Genomic DNA, 22,853 nt, shown 5'->3' on the forward strand with positions numbered 1-22,853 from the left:
TGTTCGGATTCGCTCAACATCAACTCCACCTTCGGTCGTCCCATTGGCATGCTGGTATCTCCCGTTCCGTTGATACCAACATCCTACGCAAACATAGTTCAGTTAACAACGGAACAGGACACTAGGCGTCGATACCGGGAAATTCGAAACCAATGTGCCGGGCATCTTCGCTGTGGGCGACATCAATACTTATCCGGGCAAGAAGAAGCTGATTCTTTCCGGCTTTCATGAGGCAGCGCTTGCCGCATTCGGCGCGGCGCCCTATATCTTCCCGGACAAGAAAATTCATATGCAGTACACAACAACCAGCACCCGGCTGCACAAGGTGCTCGGTGTCGAATCGCCCGTATTCGATTAAAGATCCGCTTGCCGGCATATCTGCCGGCTGTATCATGGCAGCGGGCCGGCGGCGAAATGCTGGCCCGCTGTGTTGTGAGCAGGTGCATCACACGCGGCCGGCAATGATCAAGCTAACTGAGAGAAACGAGAGGCTGCCCATGAGTCCAACCGCCGCCCGCAAGACGGGCGCAACCGGTGTCCGCGCGAAACAGGCCCAGGATACGCGCGCAAAGATTCTGAAGGCTGCGATCAAGGTGTTTGCAAAGCAAGGTTACGCGAGTGGCCGGGTCGAGAGCATTTCGAAAGCGGCCCGCTCGCACGACCGGATGATTTACTACTACTTCGGCAGCAAGGAGCAGTTGTTCGTCGAAGTGCTGGAAACCATCTACTCGCAATTCAACGAGGCGGAAAGCCGGCTCGACCTGGATCTGGACGATCCGGTGCGCGGCCTGCAGCAGGTCGTGGAATTCGTCTGGCAGTATTACCTCGACCATCCCGAGTTCGTCACGCTGCTATCCAGCGAGAATCTGCATCAGGGCAAGCATGCAAGGAAGTCGTCAAAGCTGCGTGAGATTTCCGGCTATGCGATTTCCGTGGTGCAGAAGGTGCTGGATGCGGGTAAGGCGAAAGGCGTGTTTCGTGACGGCATCGCGGCGCGGGACGTGTACATCATGATCGCCTCGCTCGGCTATTTTTATAACGCCAACCAGTACACATTGAGCGCGTTTCTCGGCGAATCGTTGATGGACAAGGCGGCTCTGGCGCACTGGCGCGAGGTGATCAGGGAGACGGTGTTGCGTGCGGTGCTGGCGCATGTGCCGGTTGAGGAAGCCGGCCGCGTTTAAGCCTTGTCCGCTCCGGCGTCCTCTTCACGGAACAGCTTGCCCACCAGATGGAAAGCCGAACTTGAGCGCCACCATCAGGCCAATCGTAATCAGATTGCGCGTATGCCGGGGCAAACCGTCACGTGTCCAGATTCACCCCATGCGTAGCGCGTGATGAAGTTCTAGACTTCCTCGGTGATCTCACTGCGGTTCGCCAACGAGCGATTCACATGCGCGTCGCCCAGCACCGAGCGGCGCATGTTCACGCGTGCGTCATAGCGTTCGCCGTCGTTCATGGTTGCTCCGCGAGGAAGTCAAGCACCGTGCTCGTGAAGATTTCCGCCTGCTCGATGTTGGAGATATGCGAAGCGTCCAGTTCGACATAGCGCGAACCCGGAATCGCCGCGGCCAATTCCTTGCCTTGCGCGGGCGTGGCTGCCAGATCATGCGTGCCGCTTATCACCAGCACCGACAACTTGATGCCAGGCGCTTCGGGACGCAAGTCAGTGGCGTCGATGGCTTCGCAGTTGCTGGCGTAGCCTTCCTTGTCGGTATGGACGAAGACGTCGCGGATCACCGAGAACATCAACGGCTCGCGGGCGATGAATTCGCCGGTGAACCAGCGCGGCAGCACCGCTTCGGACAGCGCCAGCATGCCTTCCTTACGCGCGCGTTCGGCGCGCGGCACCCACACTTCCGGCGAGCCGATGCGTGCTGCCGTATTGCACAGCACGACCCGTTCGAAGCGGTTAGCGTGACGCGTCGCAAGCGCGACGCCGGTCAGGCCGCCCATCGAGATGCCACAGAAATTCGCCGTGGCGATCTTCAGGTTATCCATCAGGCCGAGCACGTCGCCGCTCAACTGCCCGATGGTATAAGGCCCCTTCGGCGCCTCCGAATGACCGTGTCCGCGCGTGTCGTAGCGCAAGACGCGGAACTTCTTTGCCAGCGCGGCGACCTGGGGCGTCCACATCGTCATGTCGCTACCAAGCGAATTAGACAGCACGATCCACGGCGCATGGCCATGACGATCGCCGTCGATCCGATAGTGAAGCTCGATGCCGTTGACTGCAGCGTAGGGCATGCCTTGACTCTTGGGGAAGTGGGACGGTTAGCGCGTTCGCACAGCAGCGCCAGTACGGCATCGACATAGGCGCGCTGGCGTCGAGCATAGTCGGGTTGCCTGATGGCGGATCACGCGGCGCGGGCCGCCTCGGTGCCGTCGATCAGCTGCACGCCCGTCAATTTGTGCAGCGTGTCGAAGTCGATGTCGGAGCAAATTTCGCGCACCACAAGGCCGTCTGCGGTTACGTCGATTACGGCCAGATCCGTGTAGATGCGATCCACGCATGCCACGCCCGTCACTGGGTAAGAGCACTGCGCCGCAATCTTGCTTTCGCCCTGCTTGGTCAGGTGCTCCATCATCACATAGACCTGCTTTGCGCCGATCGCCAGATCCATTGCGCCGCCTACGGCCGGAATCGCATCCGGGGCACCCGTATGCCAGTTCGCCAGATCGCCCTTCGCCGACACCTGGAACGCGCCGAGCACGCAGAAGTCGAGATGGCCGCCGCGCATCATTGCGAAGGAGTCCGCATGATGGAAGAAAGCGCCTCCCGTCAGCAGCGTGACGTGTTGCTTGCCGGCGTTGATCAGTTCGTCGTCTTCCTCGCCCTTGACGGGCGCCGGGCCCATGCCGAGCAGGCCGTTTTCGCTGTGCAGGAAGATTTCCTTGTCCGCAGCGAGGTGGTTCGCCACCAGCGTCGGCACGCCAATGCCGAGATTCACATACGCGCCTTCGGGGATGTCCTGGGCGACGCGTTTCGCCATTTCATCGCGGGTCAGTTTTTTCATGTCGGTCTCCTCAGGCGGCGCTCGCGGATGCAAGCTCGGCTTGGTGTGCGGCTTGCGGCACTTCGATCACGCGTTGCACGAAGATGCCCGGCGTGACGATGTCCTCGGGATCGAGCTCGCCAAGCGGCACGACCTTCGACACCTGGACGATCGCGGTTTTCGCGGCGCTCGCCATGATCGGCCCGAAATTGCGCGCGGTCTTGCGATACACCAGATTGCCCCAGCGATCGCCCTTGAATGCCTTCACCAAAGCGAAGTCGGCGTGCAGCGGCGACTCCAGCACATAATGCCGGCCGTCGATCAGACGCGTTTCCTTGCCCTCGGCGAGTTTGGTGCCGTAGCCGGTTGGCGTGAAGAAGCCGCCGATGCCCGCGCCCGCCGCGCGAATCCGTTCCGCGAGATTGCCTTGCGGCACTAGTTCAAGCTCGATTTCACCGGCGCGGTAAAGCGCGTCGAACACATAGGAATCGGTCTGGCGCGGAAACGAGCAGATGATCTTGCGCACCCGTTTAGCCTTGAGCAACGCGGCGAGGCCGATGTCGCCATTGCCCGCATTGTTGTTGACGATGGTGAGTTCGCGCGCACCCTGCTCGATCAGCGCGTCGATCAGTTCGGACGGCATGCCGGCCGTGCCGAAGCCGCCGATCATGACGGTCGCGCCGTCGTGCACATCGGCGAGCGCCGCTTGAAGTGACTCGAAAATCTTGTTGATCATGTCGAATTCCGTTTGGGACGCGCCGCGCCGATTTGTTCTATATACGAACACAGATTCGTTTAGCGAACGCATTGGCGCATTATGAAAGGCGGCTGTTCCCGTTGTCAAGGCGAGGACATCCATAATCCGCTTTTCCGGGCGGCTTTGCAGCGCGACCCCGGTGACGCGTGTGATTCATCAGAACAGCGCGCGCGCTGCCCATGCTCGGCGCTTTCCCCAATATCGGCCAGGGCAATTTCGGGGGTACGGTGTATACGCAGCCGCGATACCACTCCGCCCCGCCCGCATGTCCGAACTCGACCTCAACCTGATCCCCTATCTCGTCGCGCTGGAAGAAACCCGCAACGTGAGCCGCGCCGCCGAACGCCTCGGCGTCAGCCAGCCGCGCGTCAGCACGGCGCTCGGCCGCCTGCGCGACTACTTCGGCGATCAGCTGTTCGTGCGCACTTCGCGCGGCATGGAGCCGACGCCCCGCGCGCTCGCCCTGATTCCCGCCGCGCGCGAGGCGCTCTCGCGTATCCGCCAGGGCATGCTGGACGCGCAGGACTTCGACGCCGCCACGACCACCCACACGTTTTCCATCGCCCTCGCCGATGTCGGCGAAGTCGTCTTTTTGCCGCGCCTGCTGCAACTCTTCGCCAGCCGCGCGCCGCAAGCGAATCTGCGCTCGCTCTCGCTGTCGCCCGCGCAGATCGAACGCGGCCTCGAAGCCGGCGAGGTGGATCTGGCAGTCGGCTATTTCCCGGATCTCGCGGGCAACAACTTCTTCCAGCAGCGTCTCTTTACACACCGTTTCATCTGCCTGATGCGCAGCGGCCATCCGTTGACCCGCGAACCGCTCACGCTGCCGCAATACCTCGCCGCGAGTCATGCCGTGGTGCGCGCCGAAGGCCGCAGCCAGGAAGTGCTCGAGCAATTTCTCGAGAAAAAGCGCCTCCGGCGTCGCGCCGTGCTGGAGACTTCGCATTTCATGAGCCTGCCGTTCATCCTCGCGCGCACGGATCTGATCGCCACCGTGCCGCATGCGATCGGCGCGACCTATGCGGCCGCGCATGCATCGATCACGCTCGCCGAGGCGCCGCTCGAACTGCCGCGCTTCGATCTCAGGCAGCATTGGCATCGCAAGTTGCACAACGACCCACGCGCGAGCTGGTTGCGCAGCGCCGTTGCCGAGTCGTTTGACGATACCGTGGACGAGTGGTCGAAATAACCCCGTTGATGCTACGGCCGATGTCCTTGCGCAGGCCTCGGGAAAACCACTCGCGTGGGGCGGCCATACACGCCGCAACGCAAAACATGGAACAATGGCCGCAACCATTCGGACCACATTCAACATGCGAGCACACAGGAGCGCAGGATGAGCAGCAAGGCAAAGAAGATCAAACAAAGTGAAGCCCTGGGCCGCCCAACGCGCGACGAAGCCCAAGCCGCCGTGCGCGTCTTGCTGCGCTGGGCCGGCGACGATCCGCAGCGCGAAGGCCTGCTCGACACGCCGGCGCGCGTGGTGCGTTCTTACGAGGAATTCTTCGCGGGCTATTCCGTCGATCCGCGCGAGATCCTCGCCCGCACCTTCTCGGAAGTGGACGGCTACGACGAAATGATCGTGCTGAAAGACATCCGCTTCGAAAGCTATTGCGAGCATCACATGGTGCCGATCATCGGCCGCGCGCACGTCGCTTATCTGCCGAAGCATCGGGTGGTGGGCATATCGAAACTGGCGCGGCTTGTCGACGCCTTCGCCAAGCGCCTGCAGATTCAGGAGAAGATGACCGTGCAGATCGCCGACACACTCAACGAAGTGCTGCAACCGGAAGGCGTGGGCGTGATTCTCGAAGCGTCGCACCAATGCATGTCGACGCGCGGCGTGCACAAGGCCGGCGTCTCGATGGTCACCTCGCGCATGCTCGGCACGTTTCGCACGGACCCGTCGACGCGCCGCGAGTTTCTGTCGATCGTCGGCAATCCCGGCATCGTGGCCGTGGCGAATACCTAGTCAGTGGACAGCGAGAATGCCTGGGACAGCCAGGCAGCGTGCCGAAGGTCTACGCACACGCCCAGCATAGGCAGTTCGGGCACGTTTGTTAGTTTGTTAATTCATCAGCACTACCTGGCAAATCCAGGCGGGCCTATGCGCGCCGCCCTTCGTCGTGGCTGTCGCTTTCGCGGACCTTGCCTTGCGAAACGCTGCTGCCCGGCGGCACGCTATGCGTCAGCCAGACATTGCCGCCGATCACCGAGCCGCGTCCAATCGTCACACGGCCGAGAATGGTCGCGCCCGCGTAGATCACCACGTCGTCCTCGACGATCGGATGGCGCGCATTGCCCTTGATGAGCGTGCCGTCGACATCCGCCGCAAAACTCTTCGCACCGAGCGTCACTGCCTGATACACGCGCACGTGCTCGCCAATGATGGCCGTCTCGCCGATCACCACGCCCGTGCCGTGGTCGATGAAGAAACTCGGGCCGATCTGCGCGCCGGGGTGAATATCGATGCCGGTCGCCGAATGCGCGATCTCGTTGATAAAGCGCGCGAGGAGCGGCACGCCGAGCCGGTGCAGCGCGTGCGCGAGTCGATGGTGCGTCATCGCCCATATGCCCGGATAGCACAGAAGGATTTCGGTGATGTGCTGCGCCGCCGGGTCGCCGGTGAAAGCGGCCTGGATGTCGCTCACCAGCAGCGCGCGGATGCCGGGCAACTGGGTGCCGAATTCGCGCGCCACTTCAAACGCGCGCTCGCTGAGCACGGGGTCCGGTGTGTCGGCGAATTCGGGCAGAAAGCGCAAGGCGCGGCGGATCTGTTCGGCGAGCAGCCGCAAGGTGCTTTCGAGAGTATGTCCGACGTAATAGTCGACGGTCTCGTCGGTCAGGTCGGGCGCGCCGTAGTGGGTCGGGAAAAGCGCGGCGCGCAGGCCGGTGACGATGCTGCTGACGGCTTCGCGCGAGGGCAACTCGCGAATGCCACGCGGATGACGGGTGCGATGCAACTGCTCGCGTGATGCGCGCAGGTCTGCGACGATCTGTTCTAAACCCCAGTTACGGGCAGGACTGTTTGGCATGGTGAGGACGGCGTCCGCGCGACAAGCACGGCAAGAGTGAATTGTCCCCAGAGATTACCGCGTTTTCCCGCCGCTCGTGCAGCGCTGCGTCCACGCCAGCCGCGTCAGATGGTGACGCTGCTGGCGTCGATCCAGCGCACCGCCCAGTCGCGTGCGTGCGCGATAGCGGCGGCTTCGTCGGCGAAACGGAAATCCGTGGGGAAAAAGCGGTTGGCGACCAGTTCGCCGTCACTGGACCGTGAGATCACCACGTAAGGTTGCCATGTCCCATCGCCCGCGCGCGCCGGCGCGCAGTTGAGCAAGTAGCCGCGATGTGTGAATGCAGCATCGAAGTGCATGTGTCACCCGCCCTGACTGCCTCGTAATAGTATTCGAGCAGCGCGTCGTCGTCTCCCACCGGCCACGCTGAGACGGCCTGGCAGAAGCCGTCAATTTAACCGCGCCTACTCGTCGGAGTAAGATCATACTCTGTAGAAAATACGCGTTGATTAAAAAAAAATCAAAAGAATGTCATGCGCGTATGGCCAGGCGAAGCGGAAGGCGCGTCGCTCGCTCGTCAACGCGCGGTACAAGTTTTGCTGCTATTTCAGCCATGTTGGCCTTTACTGGAGAAAGCATGATGAACAGCAATGACACTGGCAAACCCCAGGACGCCTCGCGCGCTCCCGGCACCGGCGGTCCGAGCAGCGCGGAGCTGCACAACGACCGCACGCACGACAGCACGGTGGACACCGACGGCAAGAACCTCGAAGCGGCGCGGCTGGCCGGCCATAGCCCGATCGGCCCTGACGAGGTCACCACCTCGAATGCCACGCTTGTGAACAGCGTGCCGGAGTCTAAAGACGGCCTCGGCGGTTTCGATAGCCGGGTGGGCGGCAATCGTCCGCTGCTCGCGCTCGAACCGGGCTATGAGGTGATCGACAAAGGCATGATCGCGCCGCAATCGACCTACGATGCGGACCATCAGTTCGACGACCCGCATGCGCTGGGAAGTCGTCAGGACCGTGGGCGGATTCACTACGCGCTGAACCATATGCGGCCCACGCGGCTGATCGAATTGCAGCGTGTGAGATAGCAGTCGCAGCGTGGCGGCGGGTTACTGCACGCCACGCACGCCACGCTTCAGTGAATTTCCGGCTCGCCGACGCTACCGGTGCGCGCCGCTCCGCCCGCTCCATCGCGCTGCAGGAAGTCGAAGTCGCAACCGTTGTTGGCCTGCATCACGTGCACCTGATGCATCGCGCCATAGCCGCGCGTGAAGCGCGGCGCCGGTTCCACCCACGCCGCCTTGCGCCGCGCCAGTTCTTCGTCCGATACCAGCACGTTCAGCTTGCGCTGCGGCACGTCCAGTTCGATCAGGTCGCCGTCCTGCACCAGCGCGAACGGTCCGCCAATGAAGGACTCCGGCGCCACGTGCAGCACGCACGCGCCGTAGCTCGTGCCGCTCATGCGCGCGTCCGAGATCCGCAGCATGTCGCGCACGCCCTTTTGCAGCAGCTTCTTCGGGATCGGCAACTGGCCCCACTCCGGCATCCCCGGCGCGCCCACCGGGCCCGCATGCTGCAGCACGATCACACACGTCTCGTCGATCTCCAGCGCGTCGTCGTCGATGCGCGCGGCCATGTCGTTGTAGTCCTTGAACACCACTGCGCGGCCCGTGTGGACGTGCAGCTTCGGGTCGGCTGCACCCGGTTTGATGACCGCACCGTCCGGCGCGATGTTGCCGCGCAGGACCGCGAGGCCGTTGTTCGGCAGCAGCGGCGCGGCGCGGCGGCGGATCACATCGTCGTTGAAGATCTTCGCGCCTTCGAGGTTCTCGCCCAGCGTGCGGCCGTTCACCGTCTTCTGCGAACCGTCGATCAGGTCACCCAGTTCCGCCAGCATCGCCTGCAGGCCGCCGGCGTAGTAAAAGTCCTCCATCAGGTACGAACCGGTCGGGCGGATGTTCGCCAGCACCGGCGTGTGACGCGAGATGTCGTCGTAGCGGTTCAGCGTCAGGTCGATACCGGCACGGCGCGCCAGCGCGATCATGTGGACAATCGCGTTGGTCGAACCCGAGAGGGCCAGACACGTCGTGACGGCGTTATCGATGGACCCCGCCGTGATGATGTCCGACGGCTTCAGGTCTTCCCACACCATCTCCACGATGCGCATGCCGGTTTTCGCCGACATCTGCGCGTGGCGCGAATCCGGCGCCGGAATCGACGCAAAGCCCGGCAGCGTGAAGCCCAGCGCCTCGGCCGCGCTCGTCATGGTGGACGCCGTGCCCATCGTCATGCAGTGGCCCGGCGAGCGCGCGATGCCGCCTTCCACGCCCTGCCAGTCCTGCTCGGTGATCTTGCCCGCGCGCAGGTCCGCCCAGTATTTCCACGTGTCCGAGCCGGAACCGAGCGTCACGCCGTTCCAGTTGCCGTTGAGCATCGGGCCGGCCGGCAGGAAGATGGTCGGCAGGTCCATCGAGATGGCGCCCATCAGCAGCGCCGGGGTGGTCTTGTCGCAGCCGCCCATCAGCACCACGCCGTCTGCCGGATACGAGCGCAGCGTCTCTTCCGCTTCCATCGCGAGGAAGTTGCGGTACAGCATCGTGGTGGGCTTCTGGAACGGCTCCGAGAGCGTCTGCACCGGCAGTTCGATCGGGAAACCGCCCGCCTGCCAGATGCCGCGCTTCACTTCCTCCACGCGCTGCTTGAAGTGCGTGTGGCACGGATTCATCTCGCTCCACGTGTTCAGGATCGCGATCACCGGCTTGCCGGCATATTCCTCGCGGCTGTAGCCCATCTGCGACGTGCGCGAACGGTGGCCGAACGAACGCAGGTCGTTCACCCCGTACCAGCGGTGGCTGCGCAATTCTTCGGGGGTCTTTCTCTTGGTCACAACTTCTCTCCTCACCGGGCCGCTGGGCAGGTCATCAGCCGCCCTTCACGCCCTGCGTATTGACATACAGCGAATACAACCCGTGGCTCGCGGCCATGAACAGGCGGTTGCGATGCAGCCCGCCGAAGCAGACATTGGCGCAGCGCTCGGGCAAGGCAATATGGCCGAGCGCTTCGCCTTGCGGCGTGAAGACACGCACGCCGTCGAGTTCTTCGCTGCCCATACCCCAGCCGCACCAGAGGTTGCCGTGGATATCCACCCGGAAGCCATCCGGCGTGCCGGGACCCGCGTCGATCAGCACGCGGTTGTTCGAAAGCGTGTGGTCGCCGTTGACGTCGAACGCGCGGATCTTGCGCGGCTCGCCGCGCGATTCGACCACGTACAGCAGCGACTCATCCGGCGAAAACGCCAGACCGTTCGGCCCGAGCACGTCGTCGATCACGACCGTCACCTCGCCCGTCTGCCCATCCACGCGATACACGCAAGCCGGCAACTCGGACGCCTGCTTCTCGCCTTCGTAGAAGCTGTCGATGCCGAACGTGGGGTCGCTGAACCAGATGGAGCCGTCCGACTTGACGATCACGTCGTTGGGCGAATTGAAGCGCTTGCCGCGATAGCGGTCGGCCAGCACGGTGATCGAACCGTCGTACTCGGTGCGCGTGACGCGCCGCGTGAGGTGCTCGCAACTGACGAGCCGCCCTTCGCGATCGCGCGTGTGGCCGTTGGCATTATTCGACGGCTGGCGAAACGGCGTCACCGCGCCCGTCTGCTCGTCCCAGCGCAGAATGCGGTTGTTCGGGATGTCGCTCCACAACAGATAGCGGCCATCGCCGAACCACACCGGACCTTCCGACCAGCGCGCGCCCTGATACAGACATTCAACCGAAGCCGACGCCAGCCGCAAGTCCTTGAAACGCGGATCGAGAATGCGGATCGCGGGATCGGGATAGCGTCGGTTGATTTCGGTCATGCCTTGTCCTCGGGTTGCCTGCGCGTGGTCAGGTGTGGTCGGTTGGGGGTTTACTCCTGCGCCAGTTTACCGTCGCGCAAACGCCAGAGGTGCAGCGGATTGCCGTCGTGCAATGCTTCCGGCAGCAACTCGGCCGGCAGGTCCTGATAGCAGACCGGGCGCAGGAAGCGGTCGATTGCGGTGGCGCCCACCGAGGTCGCGCGGCCGTCCGAGGTCGCCGGATACGGGCCGCCGTGCACCATCGCGTAGGACACTTCGACGCCGGTCGGAAAACCGTTGGCGAGAATCCGGCCCACCTTGCGCTCGAGCGTCGGCAACAGTTGGCGGGCAAGGGCGTAGTCGTCCGCTTCGATTTGCAGCGTCGCGGTCAACTGGCCTTCGAGATGCTCGGCCACTTTCTGCATTTCGCCGATATCGGCACAGGTGACGATCAGCGAAGTCGGTCCGAAGATTTCGTCTTCGAGCCTGGCCGTGGCGAGGAACTGCGCCGCCGTGGTTTCGAACAGCACCGGCAAGGCGGCGCAGGCGGCTTCGCTGGCCGCGCCTTGCGCCACGCTCTGCACGCCGTTGCTGGCCGCGCCTTGCGCCACGCTCTGCACGCCGTTGCTGGCCGCGCGTTGCGCCACGCCGTCCTTGTAGGCGGCGGCAATACCCGCCGTCAGCATGGTCTGCGCGCCCTTGCCGGCAAGCGCCTTCGCGGCTGCGTCGATGAAGGCGCGCGTATGCGGGCTTTCGAGCACCAGCACGAGACCCGGATTGGTACAGAACTGGCCGACGCCGAGCGTGACCGAATCGACGAAACCGCTCGCCAGCGCCTCGCCGCGCTTTGCCAGCGCGCCCGGGAACACGAAGAACGGATTGACGCTGCTCATTTCCGCGAACACGGGAATCGGCTCACGACGCTTCGCGGCGATCTCGACCAGCGCCAGACCGCCACGACGCGAACCGGTGAAACCCACCGACTTGACGGCCGGATGCTTGACGAGCGCCTCGCCGATTTCGTTACCCGCGCCCACGACGAGCGAGAACACGCCTTCGGGCAGGCCGCTATCCGCGACGGCTTTCTGGATGGCGCGGCCCACCAGTTCGGAGGTGCCGAGGTGCGCCGGATGCGCCTTCACGACCACCGGGCAGCCCGCGGCCAGCGCGGAGGCCGTGTCGCCGCCCGCCACCGAGAACGCCAGCGGGAAGTTGCTGGCGCCGAACACCGCGACCGGCCCAACCGCAATTTTCTGCAGACGCAGATCCGAACGCGGCAGCGGCTTGCGCTCCGGCAGCGCGGAATCGAGGGTAGCGGTGAGCCAGCGGCCGTCGCGCACCAGCGAGGCAAACAGCTTGAGCTGACCGACCGTGCGGCCGCGCTCGCCTTCGAGACGCGCCTTCGGCAGCGCCGATTCGATATGCGCGCGCTCGATCAAGGCATCGCCGAGGGCAAGGATGTTTTCCGCGATCGCTTCGAGAAAGCGCGCGCGCGTTTCGAGCGGCGCGAGGCGGTAAGAATCGAAGGCCTCGGCGGCGAGCGTGCATGCACGGTCCACGTCCGTCGCACCGCCCGCGCCGAACGCGGGCTCGATTTCCGTATTACGGGCCGGGTCGAAAGCGCGCAGTGTGCCCTGCGTTCCGCGAACGGCGGACGCGCCGAGCAACATGTCTCCGGTGATCTGCATCATCTGTTCCTTGTAATCTTTTTAAAGCCTGGGATGGTTAGCGTGCCGCCGCCTGCGCAAACTGGCGTTCAAACGCGAGCAGCGCCTGCGTCGCCGCGTCGATGCTCGCATGATCTTTCACAGGGCTCGGGCTTAGCAACGGCAATATCGGGCCCATGTCGGCGATCTTCGAGAACGTCACCGCGTCGTGCAGCACGCGAATCAGCGAAATGTCGTCGCGCAGGGTTTCCAGCGGCATGAAGGCGTCGTAGATGCGCTGCGCTTCTTCCGTGCGGCCCGCTTTGGCCGCCTTCAACAACGCCGTTACCGCGTGCGAGGCAATGCAACCCGAACCGGTTGTCCAGGCCGCGAGGCCGAAATCGCGCACGTGCACGAGCGCCGGGCGCTCGCCCATGCCGGACACCACTTTCGCCGCCGGCACGCTTTGCAGCAGGCGGCGCAGGTAGGCGTCATCGGCCGGGTTATCGCGCACGATAGCGTATTTCACGGCAATCAGTGTGCCGCGATCTACGAGGCGCGCCAGCGTGTCGACATCCACATAGTTTTCGCTCTTGATGTAGAGCGTGAGCGGGATGCCCGCGGCGTCGACAATGCGCGTGAGGCCCGTCTCCACGCCCTCGGAGGTGGTGAAACCGGCCAGCGGCAGCACCATGGCCGTGCGGTACGAGGTCTGCGCGAGGATACGCGCCTGATCGAGCATCTTGCCGTAGTCCGGGCCGATGGCCGGGATCACCCGCGTCTCCGGGCCGGCGCTTTCCGCCAGCAGGTCCAGCAGTTCGCGGTATTCGCTGACCGCGACGTGATACAGATTGGCGTTGCCGCCGTACAGGAGCGTGCGCACGCCACCCGCCTCGATGTGCTGGATCAGCTTGCGGTTTTCGGCGGCGTCGAGCGAGTAGTCGGCGCGGCGCGCCAGCGGCGGCACAGCCATGACGGTGGAGGCGAACTCGCTATCGAGGATGGGAGAAGTTTTCATGGCACCTCAGGACGGTATCGAAGAATTGATGCCAAGGTAGCACTCAGTCCGCAATGTTGTCAAACAACATTTGAAATGCATCAGCATGCAGACTTTCGCGTCGAGCTTTCCGTCAGGTAAAAGAAAACTTCTGAGACCTTACATATTGGGCGTCACAGGCCGAATCCGGACAGTTTTCCCGCTCCTGCCGGATTTGGAAAGTTCGTATGACAACCGCTTCTCAGGCGCATATGGCGGGTCCGAGTGAGCAACGCTGGCGGCGCCGCAGCTGCAAGCGCGAATCGGGATGGCGGGTCGGGTCCGTCGCGGCATCGCGACAAATGATACCCAGCAGGCAAAATATACCGATTCAAAGATATGCGGTCAATTTGACCGTCATTCTAGCTATGTGATTCGACAAAGCCCGTTTCTATAAGGACCAGCAATTAGATCGCGGGACGATTTGAACCACCCTGTACATTCTGGCTAAAACACATTCGACTTTCATTGTTAAAAAGCACCAAGACTTTATTGCCGCCGGCTGATGTTTGAAACTATGATGCGATTCGATATGAAGTTCTGCCGGGCGAATTGTTAAATCGGACGGGTAATCATTTTCATGGCGAAGACGTGACAATTGCCGTTCGGCGCCCGCATGCCGGACCGAGGTCTGACAACCGGTAGCCGGCTGCGGAAAATTTTCCCCGTCCGAAAATGTTTTTGATTTTCTATAGACTACGCAATGAGAATCCGGGAGCCCGGATTAGAAGTGCCCGAGTTTGCGGTCACAACCGCCCAGTAATAAACGGTTATATTGCTGTCTAATATCATGCTGGTCGCGAGTTCGCGTCAGCGAAACCCGCGGCCGGGCTGCTGCGATTGAGAGAACAAAGTGCCGCTACATTCTATCGAGCAAATGTCGCCACTCGTGGACGCACCGGACGAAACAACGTGGTTCAATGCACTCACGACAATCGCCGATAGCTGGGGATTTGACCGGGTTCTGATTGCCATGCTGCCGCGCCCGGGCATGCGCCTTGAAGACGCTTATGTTCGCAGCACCTATTCGCAATCGTGGCGCCGCAGTTACGAAGAACAGGGTTTCGTGCATATCGACCCGGTTGTCAGCCACTGCCTGACGCGCTCGGTGCCGCTGGTCTGGTCGCCGGAATTGTTCGCCACTCGCCAGCAGCGCGCGCTCTATGAAATGGCCTGCAATAATGGGCTGCGCTCCGGCCTGTCGCTGCCGATCCACGGCCCGAATCAGGAAGCCGGCATGCTGTGTTTCGCCAATAATTTCAACACCAACGACGCGTTCTGGCGACATATCGACGGCGTCCTGCCCAACCTCGTCCTGCTGCGCGATCTGGTCACCGACACCAGCCGCCGCCATGTCCATTCGCATGCCAAAACCGTGCTGCCGCAATTGACGCCGCGCGAGCGCGAATGTCTGAACTGGACCGCGCGCGGCAAATCCACCTGGGAAATCTCACATATTCTCAGTTGCTCGGAAGCCGCGGTGAACTTCCACGTGAAGAATATCCGGGCGAAATTCGGTGTGAATTCGCGGCGCGCGGCAGCCGTCATTGCCGCGCAACTCGGTCTTATTGACCCGGGTTAAGCAGCGCAGCGGCGTCGCGGCTATAAATCACCCGTTCGGCACGGCCTAAATCGCCGTCAGAAACCGTCTTCAGCAGATACAGCCCCAGCAGGATTGAAACCGGCGGCGGAATTTCCGCGCCCGATTCGAACCGGCTGCCGCGCGATTGCGTCACGCCAAAGCGCGCCCAAAACCGCCGCTGGCTTTCCTTTTTCATTTTGCGGTAAGCAATGATCAGGTGGCGATCAACCGTGGATGGCGTCTCTTCAGCACTGTCCGCCGAACGGTTTTGAATCGTGACGGGTGCTTTCCAATGATTTTCGAGTAATTCCATGGTGGGTTTCTCAGGTGGTTTGGCCGCTATTTGTATGAATTTTGCGGGACCCTGAAAGACGGCACACCTACCCAGGTAGGTAGGTGCAAAACCCATCCAACGCGCATAGCGCTTTTTGCGCGTTCTTTATTGCCGGCGATTTGTTCGGCACAGTCGAAAAACATTCGGGACAACCACGCTGTCACACCGGGAAAACGATTAATGCGCCGTTGGAGCGCCGGTATTGCCGCCACTGCTGCGCTTAAAGGTGATATGCGAAATCCGGCGCACGATAAATGCGGCCGCCAAAGCCGCGACGCCGGTCAGCACGACCCCGATGTGGATGGACTGAACCAGCACATGGCGCGCCGCTTCCACGAGTGCGGGACCCGCCAGTCCAGCGTGCCGGAGTTCGGCCAGCAGGCTGTCGCGCAGCGCCGGGTCGATCAGGATGCGTGGATCCGAGAGCCTGGGGAGCCACGTCGAGGCAAGCGGCTCGCCCAGCACCTGCAACGACTCGGCGACGCCTGCCTCATAGCGCCGGTTGATGATGGTGGCGACGATGCTGGTGCCGAGCATGCCGCCCACCATGCGGGTGGACTGCAAAAGCGCCGTGGTAATGCCGAAGCGCTCGCGGCCGGCAATCTCCTGGCCGAACACGTTCAGGTTGTTGAGGATGAAGCCGAGCCCAACGCCGACCGCGGACATCGCCAGTTCGAGGTACAGATGCGGCGTGGCGGGCGTCGCCAGCGCAATGCCGACGGAGGCGATCACCAGCAGCCCAAAGCCGATCGAAAGGATCAGCGTCGGCTTGGGCATGTGGATCACGATGCGCGTGTTGATGACGCTGCCGAGCGCGATGCAGGCGGCGATCGGTGTGGCAAGCAGGCCCGCCTGCTGCGGCGTCAGGCCAAAACCGCCTTGCAGCAGCAGCGGCGCGAAAAAGATCAGCGAAAACATCACGAAGCCGGACAGCAGCGACAGCGTGAACAGCGTGACGAGCTGGTCGTCGCGAAACAGGTCGAGCGGGATGATGGGATGCGTGGCGCGCCGCTCGCAGACCAGCAAGGCCGCCGCGCCTAGCACCACCAGCGCCGCCAGCACCAGATTGCCGGTGGTGAGGCCGGATTTCGGCACCGCTTCGATAAACGTCTGCAAACCGCCGAGCACCAGCGCCACCAGCGCGGCGCCGGCCCAGTCGATGCGCACCTCGCCGCTGACCGCCCGCCGGTAGTTGGGCAGATGCGCCCAGATGAAATACAGCGCCAGCACGCCCACCGGCAGATTGACGAGAAAAGTGGAGCGCCAGCCGAACTGCTGGCTCAGCCAGCCGCCGAGCGACGGGCCCGCCGCCGTGCCGATGCCGTAAGCCGCCGCCATGATCACCTGCCAGCGCACCCGGGCGCGGGCATCGGGGAACAGATCGGGAATCGAGGCGAACGCCGTGCCGACCATCATGCCGCCGCCGACGCCCTGCAGCGCCCGCGCCACCACCAGGAACGGCATGCTGGGCGCCACGCCACACAACAGCGAGGCCACCGTGAAGACGATCACGGCCGCAATGACAAAGCGCTTGCGGCCGAAATAGTCGCCGAGCCGCCCGAACACGGGCACCGTCACCACCGAAGCCAGCAGATACGCGCTCGCAATCCACGCGTAATACTCGAAACCGCGCAACTCGGCGACGATCGACGGCAAGGCGGTACTGACCACGGTCTGATCGAGCGCGACCAGCATATTGACGAGCGCGACGCCAAGCATCGCCAGCAGCGCATCGCGGAAAGGCAGGGGACGAGGAGAATTCACTTCGGGGCAGCGCGGGTCGAGGCGCGAAACAGGGTGTGGAAAAAGCGCGTGAAAATACGCAAAAAAAAGCGCGCGGAACAACCAAACCGCGGTACAACCAAACACCAAGCCGGACATCATGCCCGGCCGGTGAAATGAAAACGGGCCGCGTTCGACGCGGCCCGGCAAGACACATGTTTCTCAGGAGCCGAACATGCGCTCGAGCGCATTTTCGAGATGCACGCGCATCGCCGCGCCGGCCGCCGCGGCATCCTTGCGGCGAATCGCTTCGAGCACGGCCAGATGCTCGGCCTGCACCAGCCGCTGCCGCTCGACCGTCTTCACCAGCGACAGATTGCGCGACAGGTTCATGCTGAAGACGATCTGCTCTTCGATGAACGACATGACGGTGATGAAAAACGGGTTCTTCGAGGCCCGCGCGACCGCCAGATGGAACGAGAAGTCGTCCTTCGCGCCGATCCCCTGGGTTTCGACGATGCGCTCCAGCTCGTCCCACGCGAACTGGATCGCGGCGATATCCTCGGCTTCGGCCTTTTCCGCGGCGAGTTCGGCGGCGCCCGCTTCGGTAACGATACGGAATTCGTAGCAGCGGCGGATATCCGAGAGCGTCTCGAGCGGCGCGAAGCGGCGCACGTCCGGATCGGGCCGGCGCGCCACCGTGGTGCCGGAACCGTGCCGCGTGACGATGATGCCGTCGGCGCGCAGCCGGGCCAGCGCCTCGCGCACGGTTGGCCGCGAGGTTTCGAAACGTTCGGCAAGCGCGTGTTCCGTGGGCAGGCGCTCGCCTTCCTTGTACTCGCCTTCGAGTATCCGGTTCAGGATGTCGCCATAGATCTTGTCGGGCAGGCCCGTTGATTTGCGCTCGTTCATCATCGATGAATGGGGTATTGGCTTGTCAGAATAGACCACGATTGTAAGGCAAACAGCCCTCGCCGCCTGCTCAAAGATGAGTCAAATGACTCAAACGACGCCCGCAAAAGCCGGCTGGACGGCGCGTCCGCCTATATGACCCTACACACGGAAATTTGACAAGTGTTTGATTTACATCCCGACAAAACTTCACATTTCGGTCCATGATTTAAGCTGGAGCCGGTAATCAACCGCCCTCGGAGCACCGGGCGCAGCCGGCCACGAATCCTTCCACGCGGAGTCCATCATGTACAAACGCATCCTCGTAGCGGTCGACGGCAGCAACACCTCCCGCCGCGCCTTTGAAGCGGCCCTTAACCTGGCCAGTTCCATGGGTGCGATGCTCCGGCCTTTCTACGTGGTGGAAAACACCCCTGTGTACTTCGAGGCGCCGGGCTACGACCCGTCCATCCTGCGTACCCGCATGATCGAGCAGGGCAAGGAGCTCGGCACCGAGTTCGCCACGGCCATGCGGGAGCGCGGCGTCAGCGGCGAAATGGCCAGCGCCGAAGCCACCTCGCTCGACGACGTCTCCACCGTGGTACTGAAAGCCGCCGCCGATTTCAATGCCGACCTGCTCGTCATGGGTACGCACGGCCGGCGTGGGGTCCAGCGCCTGTTCCTTGGCAGCGTGGCGGAGCGCTGCGTGCGGCAGGCGGCACTTCCGGTGCTGCTGATTCCCTCCGCGGCCGGCCACGAGCAGCCCGAGGCCAAGGATGCGGCATAAAGCCTGATCAGGCGCGCCGGCCGGGCCGCCAAGGCCGGCCGGGCGCGACGACACCGTCGGAGATCCTGGCGTTCTTAGGGCGCGATCCAACCTGACGGCCGTGTGATCTTCCTCAAACAGAAGGAAGTCCTTTCGCGCGTCATTTTGCCGCTAAGCAACGCTTAACCGTGGTGGGACAATGGGTTTGTCTCCTTACAAATGGTCGTACACCATGCTTACGCCCACCCCGGTCGCCCGCGTCCGCTCGCCCCGTTCCATTCCTGTGCGTGCGGCTGGCCGCAGCTCCGCGCGTTGTTCGAGTTGTGCCATGCGCCAGCTGTGCATGCCGCAAGGCCTCGCCCACGACGAACTGCCCAAGCTCGAAGCGCTGATCTGCACCGCGCGTTCGGTGCGGCGCGGCGAGTCGCTGTACCGTTGCGGCGACGCCTTCGACAATCTGTATGCCGTGCGCTCCGGGTCGCTAAAGACCACCATGGCGCACCGCGACGGCCGCGAGCAGGTCACCGGACTGCGCCTCGCGGGCGAAGCGCTCGGCCTCGACGGCATCAGCGACGACCGGCACGCCTGCAGCGCCACCGCGCTCGAAGACAGCACCGTCTGCATCGTTCCGTATGTCGCGCTCAAGCGGCTTTGCCGCGAGATCGGCTCCATGCAGGAGCGCCTGCACAGGCTGCTGGGCGAGCAGATCGTCCGCGAGGCCGCGCAGATGATGGTCCTCGGCTCGCTCTCCGCGGACGAACGGGTTGCCGCGTTCCTGCTCGACGTGTCCGAGCGCAATGCGCAGCGCGGCTATTCGTCGGCGGAATTCAACCTGCGCATGACCCGCGAAGACATGGGCAGCTACCTCGGCACCACGCTTGAAACCGTCAGCCGCACCCTGTCAAGATTTCAAAGGCGCGGCCTGATCGACACGCAAGGCAAGTTCATCCGGATCATCGATCTCGAAGGCCTGCGGCAAGTCTGATTACCCGCTCAAGGCGGGGTCTGTCAGATAACACCGGCCAGGCCGCGACGCACCGCCCTGGCCGTCTGACAGTCGGCTGGTTGGCACGTCTCCTGCGACTCAGGTACAGTCTTCAAACTGTCCCCCATCAAGGAGACCCGGCGAAATGAATCGCGACCCCGCCCCGCATCATCCGCTGGTCCAGCGTTTGATCGACGCGCGTCACATTACCGACGCCCTCTTCTCTATCGTTAAGCCCGAGTACCTGTATGAACGGCCGATCCGCGAACGTCACCGGATCGTGTTCTATATCGGCCATCTCGAGGCGTTCGACCGCAACCTGTTCGACGAGCGGCTGTGTCCGCTGCCCGCATTCGATGCCTCGCTCGACGCCCTGTTCGCGTTCGGCATCGATCCGGTCGACGGCGGCCTGCCCACCGACGTGCCGGCCGACTGGCCGTCGCTCGATGCCGTGCGCGCCTATGGCCTGCAGGCCCGCGAGCAGATCGACCGCGAACTCGCGGCGCTGAACGTCGACGGCCGGCCGCAAGGACAAGGATCACAAAGCCACGGCACGCAAGGCGGTTCGGCCGAGCAGTTGCTCAATGTCGCCATCGAACATCGGCTGATGCATGCCGAAACGCTCGCGTACATGCTGCATCAGTTGCCGCTCGTACAGAAGATCGCCGAGGTTGGCCAAAGCCAGAACCGCAATACCGGCGAATCCCAGACGCGGGCCGCACGCACCCGTCGCGACGGCAAGCTGGATCAGGCGCCGATGGTCAAGGTGCCGGCCGGCTCGACCGTGCTCGGCATGACGCGCGAAGGTGGCCGCTTCGGCTGGGACAACGAATTCGGCGAATTGCGCGTCGACGTGCCGGCGTTCGAAATTGACCGCTACATGGTGACGAACGGCGCATTCCGCGAGTTCCTGCTGGCCGGTGGCTATCACCAGCGCGCGTGGTGGCAAGACAAGGATTGGGCCTGGAAGGAAAGCGAGCAGATCACGCATCCGGCCGGCTGGTCGCAGCGCGCCGGCGATGGCGAGTGGCTGCTGCGCACCATGTTCGAAGAGATTCCTTTGCCGCTCGACTGGCCGGTCTACGTCAGTCACGCCGAAGCGAGCGCCTACGCCCGCTGGGCCGGCAAAGCGCTGCCGACCGAAGCACAATGGCAACGCGCGGCCGCAGGCGCGCCGCACGCGGCGTCAGGCAACTTCGATTTTCGCCAGTGGGATCCGCAAGCCGTCGACGCGCATCCGGATAACGTCAGCGCCTTCGGTGTGGAAGGCCAGTTTGGCAACGGCTGGGAGTGGACCTGCACGCTGTTCGACGCGCTGCCCGGCTTCGAGCCGTTTCCGTTCTATCTCGGCTATTCCGCGAATTTCTTTGACGGGCAGCATTACGTGCTCAAGGGCGGCTCGGCGCGCACCGCGAAATGCATGCTGCGGCCGGAGTTTCGCAACTGGTTCCAGCCACGCTATCAATATGTGTATGCAGGGTTTCGCTGCGTGTCGGTGTGACAGTTAAAGCATAAGTGGGGAAGAAATCCACTTATGCTTTATGCAAATATTTTCGGAAAAAATGCGCTGTTTTTTACGAAATGCTTTAATTGATTTTTCTGGCTCTCGTTTTACCCTCGCGTCGCCATTGGCAGCCTGGTTAGCCACCCAGTACCGCACCCGACGGTAAATTCAGCGGCTACGGATTTGCGCCCGTCAGCGTCAGTTTTATCGACGCGTCGTAATAAGGCACCGTGATCGGATCGTCGCTGTCGTCCGGGTCCGCCTGGAAGCGGAAATGTTTCGGGTCAATCTGCGCGGTAGCGGCGGTTACAACCCAATAACCGTATCTTTCAGGCATCCAGCAGCCTCGCTTTATATTTTGCTTCGTCAAGTTAATGTGATAGGCCGTGTGAACATATATGCTCACAGCGGCGCCCTCTCCCACCGTTGTGGCAACGCAGCTTCTAATGCTTTTGGCGGCCAGAACTAGCCCACCCTGCGATAAAACCGGTGTATGCGGATTTCCACCCACAGGCTCAAGCCAAAGAAAGGGTCTTGCCGGTTGAAAGATTCCACTTCCTCGCGCGTGTCGGCCTCCACCAGGAAGAAGCTGCCGTTCATCTTCTCTCCCGCGTCGTCCGTCAGCGGCCCCGACATCACAACCTTGATGGGTGCCTTTTCCAGATAGCTTCGATGAAGGGCTATGTTAGCGTCGCGCAAGGCCGACGCGTCCGGCCTGTCAGTGCAATAGATGATCCAATGCATTTCAGTCTCCTTGGCTGTGTGCCGTGATTACTGTCCGGTTGCATCCGCCCACGTAGGACATGACAGCTTGTCAGGTGCGACGTCAAATTGCTGATAGTTGGCTGACGTCACGACTTCCGTTTTCAGAGCAATGTCCCTCGGTACAGGCTGCCCTCTCAACGACCTGAGCGCTGCCATTGCTCCAATACAGCCTTGCTTGAATCCCGAGTAATCGCCGCTTGCAAGCAGCTTTCCCTGCTTGATCATGTCGACGGCCTCCTTACTCGCATTGATGCCAACCACCTTCGCCTGCAGATTTGCGCCGTCAAGCGCGTCGAGCGCGCCAATTGCCATAGCATCGTTCGCCGCCAGCACGCCATCTACTTTTGGATAGGTCTGCAGCAGGTTTTCCATCACCTGCAAGGCCTGAAGGCGCTGATAATTGCCCGGCTGGGTGCTCAGAACCTTGATGCCCGGCGCCTCCTTCAGCGCATCGTGGAACCCGCGCATGCGCTCGTCGGAGGTAGAGGTGCCACGAACCCCTTCCAGAATAATGATGCTGCCCTTGCCGCCCATTGCCTTGAACAGATAGCGCGCAGTCTGAAGACCGATCTGATAGTCGCTGGCGCCGACAAAGGCTACGAAATTACCTGACTGCGCCTTGTCGACAATGTTCACGGTCGGAATTTTTGCAGCGTTCAGCTTTGCAACACCGGGCCCCATTGCCTTGAAGTCAACCGGCACGAAAACCACGGCACTGGGCTTCTTGACGATGACATCGTCAATCTGGCTCATCTGTTCGGGAATGCTATCCGGCTTGGTCGGAACGTAGTTAGTGATACTCGCGTGCATCTGTTTGGCGGCGTTCTCCGCGCCGAGCCGCACGCTCTGAAAATATGGATTGGTCAAATTCTTCGTGAACACCGCTATGTTTTCACCGTCTGCATGCGCGACGCCCGCGGCCCCGCACAGCGCAGCAAAAAATCCAGCCTTCAAAGTCATCTTGTTCATGCTTGTCTCCACCGTTTTAGTTGGAACATCCTGGGATTTAAT

General features: G+C 62.5%; 23 protein-coding genes and 2 pseudogenes. 9 read left to right on the forward strand and 16 right to left on the reverse strand.

The genetic code is table 11. The features are described from left to right. Positions 1 to 115: 115 nt before the first annotated feature. Both FQ755_RS33615 and FQ755_RS33620 read left to right on the forward strand, forming a co-directional pair. A pseudogene (locus FQ755_RS33615) lies at positions 116 to 358 on the forward strand (ferredoxin--NADP(+) reductase); the annotation flags it as partial. Between the two features lie 139 nt (positions 359 to 497). Beyond that, positions 498 to 1,184 (forward strand): TetR family transcriptional regulator, encoded by a 687-nt coding sequence (locus FQ755_RS33620; protein WP_144161627.1) that lies wholly within the window; start codon positions 498 to 500, stop codon positions 1,182 to 1,184. Positions 1,185 to 1,238: 54 nt separating this feature from the next. Here the strand turns inward: FQ755_RS33620 and FQ755_RS33625 are convergent. The 4 genes and pseudogenes from FQ755_RS33625 to FQ755_RS33640 all read right to left on the reverse strand — a co-directional run. Beyond that, positions 1,239 to 1,459, reverse strand: a pseudogene (locus FQ755_RS33625) (carboxymuconolactone decarboxylase family protein); the annotation flags it as partial. Further along, positions 1,456 to 2,247, reverse strand: a complete 792-nt coding sequence (gene pcaD, locus FQ755_RS33630) for a 3-oxoadipate enol-lactonase (protein ID WP_144161630.1) — start codon at positions 2,245 to 2,247, stop codon at positions 1,456 to 1,458. The pseudogene FQ755_RS33625 and the gene pcaD, both read right to left, overlap by 4 nt. A gap of 110 nt (positions 2,248 to 2,357) precedes the next feature. Beyond that, on the reverse strand, positions 2,358 to 3,017 hold the full coding sequence (locus FQ755_RS33635; protein ID WP_144161633.1) for a 3-oxoacid CoA-transferase subunit B: 660 nt from the start codon (positions 3,015 to 3,017) through the stop codon (positions 2,358 to 2,360). Between the two features lie 10 nt (positions 3,018 to 3,027). Then, complete coding sequence (locus FQ755_RS33640; protein ID WP_144161636.1) at positions 3,028 to 3,732, reverse strand: 3-oxoacid CoA-transferase subunit A; 705 nt, start codon at positions 3,730 to 3,732, stop codon at positions 3,028 to 3,030. A 286-nt stretch (positions 3,733 to 4,018) separates the two neighbouring features. On the opposite strand from FQ755_RS33640, the gene FQ755_RS33645 reads away from it, so the two are divergent. Then, positions 4,019 to 4,942 (forward strand): LysR family transcriptional regulator, encoded by a 924-nt coding sequence (locus FQ755_RS33645; RefSeq protein ID WP_144161639.1) that lies wholly within the window; start codon positions 4,019 to 4,021, stop codon positions 4,940 to 4,942. Positions 4,943 to 5,089: 147 nt separating this feature from the next. Continuing rightward, positions 5,090 to 5,725: a GTP cyclohydrolase I FolE gene (gene folE / locus FQ755_RS33650; RefSeq protein WP_144161642.1), complete on the forward strand. Its 636-nt coding sequence runs from the start codon at positions 5,090 to 5,092 to the stop codon at positions 5,723 to 5,725. A gap of 133 nt (positions 5,726 to 5,858) precedes the next feature. On the opposite strand, the gene epsC is transcribed toward folE, so the two are convergent. Together epsC and FQ755_RS33660 are read right to left on the reverse strand one after the other, a co-directional pair. Further along, positions 5,859 to 6,788, reverse strand: a complete 930-nt coding sequence (epsC, locus tag FQ755_RS33655) for a serine O-acetyltransferase EpsC (RefSeq protein WP_144161645.1) — start codon at positions 6,786 to 6,788, stop codon at positions 5,859 to 5,861. 104 nt (positions 6,789 to 6,892) lie between these two features. Then, on the reverse strand, positions 6,893 to 7,126 hold the full coding sequence (locus tag FQ755_RS33660) for a hypothetical protein (protein ID WP_074296310.1): 234 nt from the start codon (positions 7,124 to 7,126) through the stop codon (positions 6,893 to 6,895). 281 nt (positions 7,127 to 7,407) lie between these two features. On the opposite strand from FQ755_RS33660, the gene FQ755_RS33665 reads away from it, so the two are divergent. Beyond that, positions 7,408 to 7,863, forward strand: coding sequence for a DUF3005 domain-containing protein (locus FQ755_RS33665; protein ID WP_144162187.1), 456 nt, complete (start codon positions 7,408 to 7,410; stop codon positions 7,861 to 7,863). A 47-nt stretch (positions 7,864 to 7,910) separates the two neighbouring features. On the opposite strand, the gene araD is transcribed toward FQ755_RS33665, so the two are convergent. From araD to FQ755_RS33685, 4 genes are read right to left on the reverse strand one after another with little or no spacing between them, the layout of a single operon-like run. Next, on the reverse strand, positions 7,911 to 9,662 hold the full coding sequence (araD, locus tag FQ755_RS33670) for an L-arabinonate dehydratase (protein ID WP_144161648.1): 1,752 nt from the start codon (positions 9,660 to 9,662) through the stop codon (positions 7,911 to 7,913). Between the two features lie 34 nt (positions 9,663 to 9,696). Continuing rightward, positions 9,697 to 10,632, reverse strand: a complete 936-nt coding sequence (locus FQ755_RS33675) for an SMP-30/gluconolactonase/LRE family protein (RefSeq protein WP_144161651.1) — start codon at positions 10,630 to 10,632, stop codon at positions 9,697 to 9,699. Between the two features lie 50 nt (positions 10,633 to 10,682). After that, complete coding sequence (locus tag FQ755_RS33680; RefSeq protein WP_144162190.1) at positions 10,683 to 12,299, reverse strand: aldehyde dehydrogenase (NADP(+)); 1,617 nt, start codon at positions 12,297 to 12,299, stop codon at positions 10,683 to 10,685. Positions 12,300 to 12,336: 37 nt separating this feature from the next. Further along, entirely contained in the window at positions 12,337 to 13,275 is a 939-nt protein-coding gene (locus FQ755_RS33685) for a dihydrodipicolinate synthase family protein (RefSeq protein WP_144161654.1), read from the reverse strand. Between the two features lie 895 nt (positions 13,276 to 14,170). Here FQ755_RS33685 and FQ755_RS33690 point away from each other — a divergent pair. Further along, positions 14,171 to 14,875, forward strand: a complete 705-nt coding sequence (locus tag FQ755_RS33690; RefSeq protein WP_144161657.1) for a helix-turn-helix transcriptional regulator — start codon at positions 14,171 to 14,173, stop codon at positions 14,873 to 14,875. On the opposite strand, the gene FQ755_RS33695 is transcribed toward FQ755_RS33690, so the two are convergent. The 3 genes from FQ755_RS33695 to FQ755_RS33705 form a co-directional block, all read right to left on the reverse strand. Continuing rightward, a complete protein-coding gene (locus FQ755_RS33695) occupies positions 14,859 to 15,188 on the reverse strand; it encodes an XRE family transcriptional regulator (RefSeq protein ID WP_144161660.1) in 330 nt (109 codons plus the stop codon). The genes FQ755_RS33690 and FQ755_RS33695 overlap by 17 nt on opposite strands. A 198-nt stretch (positions 15,189 to 15,386) precedes the next feature. After that, positions 15,387 to 16,928, reverse strand: a complete 1,542-nt coding sequence (locus FQ755_RS33700) for an MFS transporter (RefSeq protein ID WP_144162193.1) — start codon at positions 16,926 to 16,928, stop codon at positions 15,387 to 15,389. Between the two features lie 225 nt (positions 16,929 to 17,153). After that, on the reverse strand, positions 17,154 to 17,843 hold the full coding sequence (locus FQ755_RS33705) for a FadR/GntR family transcriptional regulator (RefSeq protein ID WP_144162196.1): 690 nt from the start codon (positions 17,841 to 17,843) through the stop codon (positions 17,154 to 17,156). Between the two features lie 286 nt (positions 17,844 to 18,129). On the opposite strand from FQ755_RS33705, the gene FQ755_RS33710 reads away from it, so the two are divergent. The 3 genes from FQ755_RS33710 (at position 18,130) to FQ755_RS33720 (ending at position 21,074) form a co-directional block, all read left to right on the forward strand. Further along, positions 18,130 to 18,609 carry a universal stress protein gene (locus tag FQ755_RS33710; protein WP_144161663.1) on the forward strand — a complete coding sequence of 160 codons (480 nt, stop codon included), beginning with the start codon at positions 18,130 to 18,132 and terminating at the stop codon, positions 18,607 to 18,609. A gap of 307 nt (positions 18,610 to 18,916) precedes the next feature. Beyond that, entirely contained in the window at positions 18,917 to 19,573 is a 657-nt protein-coding gene (locus FQ755_RS33715) for a helix-turn-helix domain-containing protein (protein WP_144161666.1), read from the forward strand. Positions 19,574 to 19,718: 145 nt separating this feature from the next. Beyond that, positions 19,719 to 21,074 carry an SUMF1/EgtB/PvdO family nonheme iron enzyme gene (locus FQ755_RS33720; RefSeq protein WP_144161669.1) on the forward strand — a complete coding sequence of 452 codons (1,356 nt, stop codon included), beginning with the start codon at positions 19,719 to 19,721 and terminating at the stop codon, positions 21,072 to 21,074. Positions 21,075 to 21,252: 178 nt separating this feature from the next. Here the strand turns inward: FQ755_RS33720 and FQ755_RS37710 are convergent, their stop codons facing one another. The 3 genes from FQ755_RS37710 to FQ755_RS33730 all read right to left on the reverse strand — a co-directional run bounded on the left by FQ755_RS37710 (position 21,253) and on the right by FQ755_RS33730 (position 22,811). Then, on the reverse strand, positions 21,253 to 21,414 hold the full coding sequence (locus FQ755_RS37710) for a hypothetical protein (RefSeq protein ID WP_186308737.1): 162 nt from the start codon (positions 21,412 to 21,414) through the stop codon (positions 21,253 to 21,255). Between the two features lie 128 nt (positions 21,415 to 21,542). Continuing rightward, entirely contained in the window at positions 21,543 to 21,821 is a 279-nt protein-coding gene (locus tag FQ755_RS33725) for a YciI family protein (protein WP_144161672.1), read from the reverse strand. 27 nt (positions 21,822 to 21,848) lie between these two features. After that, positions 21,849 to 22,811 carry a sugar ABC transporter substrate-binding protein gene (locus tag FQ755_RS33730; protein ID WP_144161675.1) on the reverse strand — a complete coding sequence of 321 codons (963 nt, stop codon included), beginning with the start codon at positions 22,809 to 22,811 and terminating at the stop codon, positions 21,849 to 21,851. Positions 22,812 to 22,853: the final 42 nt, after the last annotated feature.

This window comes from Paraburkholderia sp. BCC1885, assembly GCF_900996235.1.
In the GTDB taxonomy this organism is placed as follows: Bacteria; Pseudomonadota; Gammaproteobacteria; order Burkholderiales; family Burkholderiaceae; genus Paraburkholderia.

Excerpts from the sequence above, each read along its gene's own strand:
- FQ755_RS33640 (WP_144161636.1), bottom strand. The coding sequence starts at position 3,732 with ATGATCAACAAGATTTTCGAGTCACTTCAAGCGGCGCTCGCCGATGTG.
- FQ755_RS33680 (WP_144162190.1), bottom strand. The coding sequence starts at position 12,299 with ATGCAGATCACCGGAGACATGTTGCTCGGCGCGTCCGCCGTTCGCGGA.
- FQ755_RS33665 (WP_144162187.1), top strand. The coding sequence starts at position 7,408 with ATGAACAGCAATGACACTGGCAAACCCCAGGACGCCTCGCGCGCTCCC.
- FQ755_RS33685 (WP_144161654.1), bottom strand. The coding sequence starts at position 13,275 with ATGAAAACTTCTCCCATCCTCGATAGCGAGTTCGCCTCCACCGTCATG.
- FQ755_RS33675 (WP_144161651.1), bottom strand. The coding sequence starts at position 10,632 with ATGACCGAAATCAACCGACGCTATCCCGATCCCGCGATCCGCATTCTC.
- FQ755_RS33725 (WP_144161672.1), bottom strand. The coding sequence starts at position 21,821 with ATGCATTGGATCATCTATTGCACTGACAGGCCGGACGCGTCGGCCTTG.
- FQ755_RS33695 (WP_144161660.1), bottom strand. The coding sequence starts at position 15,188 with ATGGAATTACTCGAAAATCATTGGAAAGCACCCGTCACGATTCAAAAC.
- FQ755_RS33700 (WP_144162193.1), bottom strand. The coding sequence starts at position 16,928 with ATGCTTGGCGTCGCGCTCGTCAATATGCTGGTCGCGCTCGATCAGACC.
- pcaD (WP_144161630.1), bottom strand. The coding sequence starts at position 2,247 with ATGCCCTACGCTGCAGTCAACGGCATCGAGCTTCACTATCGGATCGAC.
- FQ755_RS33720 (WP_144161669.1), top strand. The coding sequence starts at position 19,719 with ATGAATCGCGACCCCGCCCCGCATCATCCGCTGGTCCAGCGTTTGATC.
- FQ755_RS37710 (WP_186308737.1), bottom strand. The coding sequence starts at position 21,414 with ATGCCTGAAAGATACGGTTATTGGGTTGTAACCGCCGCTACCGCGCAG.
- FQ755_RS33710 (WP_144161663.1), top strand. The coding sequence starts at position 18,130 with ATGTACAAACGCATCCTCGTAGCGGTCGACGGCAGCAACACCTCCCGC.
- FQ755_RS33620 (WP_144161627.1), top strand. The coding sequence starts at position 498 with ATGAGTCCAACCGCCGCCCGCAAGACGGGCGCAACCGGTGTCCGCGCG.
- FQ755_RS33660 (WP_074296310.1), bottom strand. The coding sequence starts at position 7,126 with ATGCACTTCGATGCTGCATTCACACATCGCGGCTACTTGCTCAACTGC.
- FQ755_RS33690 (WP_144161657.1), top strand. The coding sequence starts at position 14,171 with ATGTCGCCACTCGTGGACGCACCGGACGAAACAACGTGGTTCAATGCA.
- FQ755_RS33635 (WP_144161633.1), bottom strand. The coding sequence starts at position 3,017 with ATGAAAAAACTGACCCGCGATGAAATGGCGAAACGCGTCGCCCAGGAC.
- FQ755_RS33705 (WP_144162196.1), bottom strand. The coding sequence starts at position 17,843 with ATGAACGAGCGCAAATCAACGGGCCTGCCCGACAAGATCTATGGCGAC.
- FQ755_RS33730 (WP_144161675.1), bottom strand. The coding sequence starts at position 22,811 with ATGAACAAGATGACTTTGAAGGCTGGATTTTTTGCTGCGCTGTGCGGG.
- FQ755_RS33645 (WP_144161639.1), top strand. The coding sequence starts at position 4,019 with ATGTCCGAACTCGACCTCAACCTGATCCCCTATCTCGTCGCGCTGGAA.
- epsC (WP_144161645.1), bottom strand. The coding sequence starts at position 6,788 with ATGCCAAACAGTCCTGCCCGTAACTGGGGTTTAGAACAGATCGTCGCA.
- FQ755_RS33715 (WP_144161666.1), top strand. The coding sequence starts at position 18,917 with ATGCGCCAGCTGTGCATGCCGCAAGGCCTCGCCCACGACGAACTGCCC.
- folE (WP_144161642.1), top strand. The coding sequence starts at position 5,090 with ATGAGCAGCAAGGCAAAGAAGATCAAACAAAGTGAAGCCCTGGGCCGC.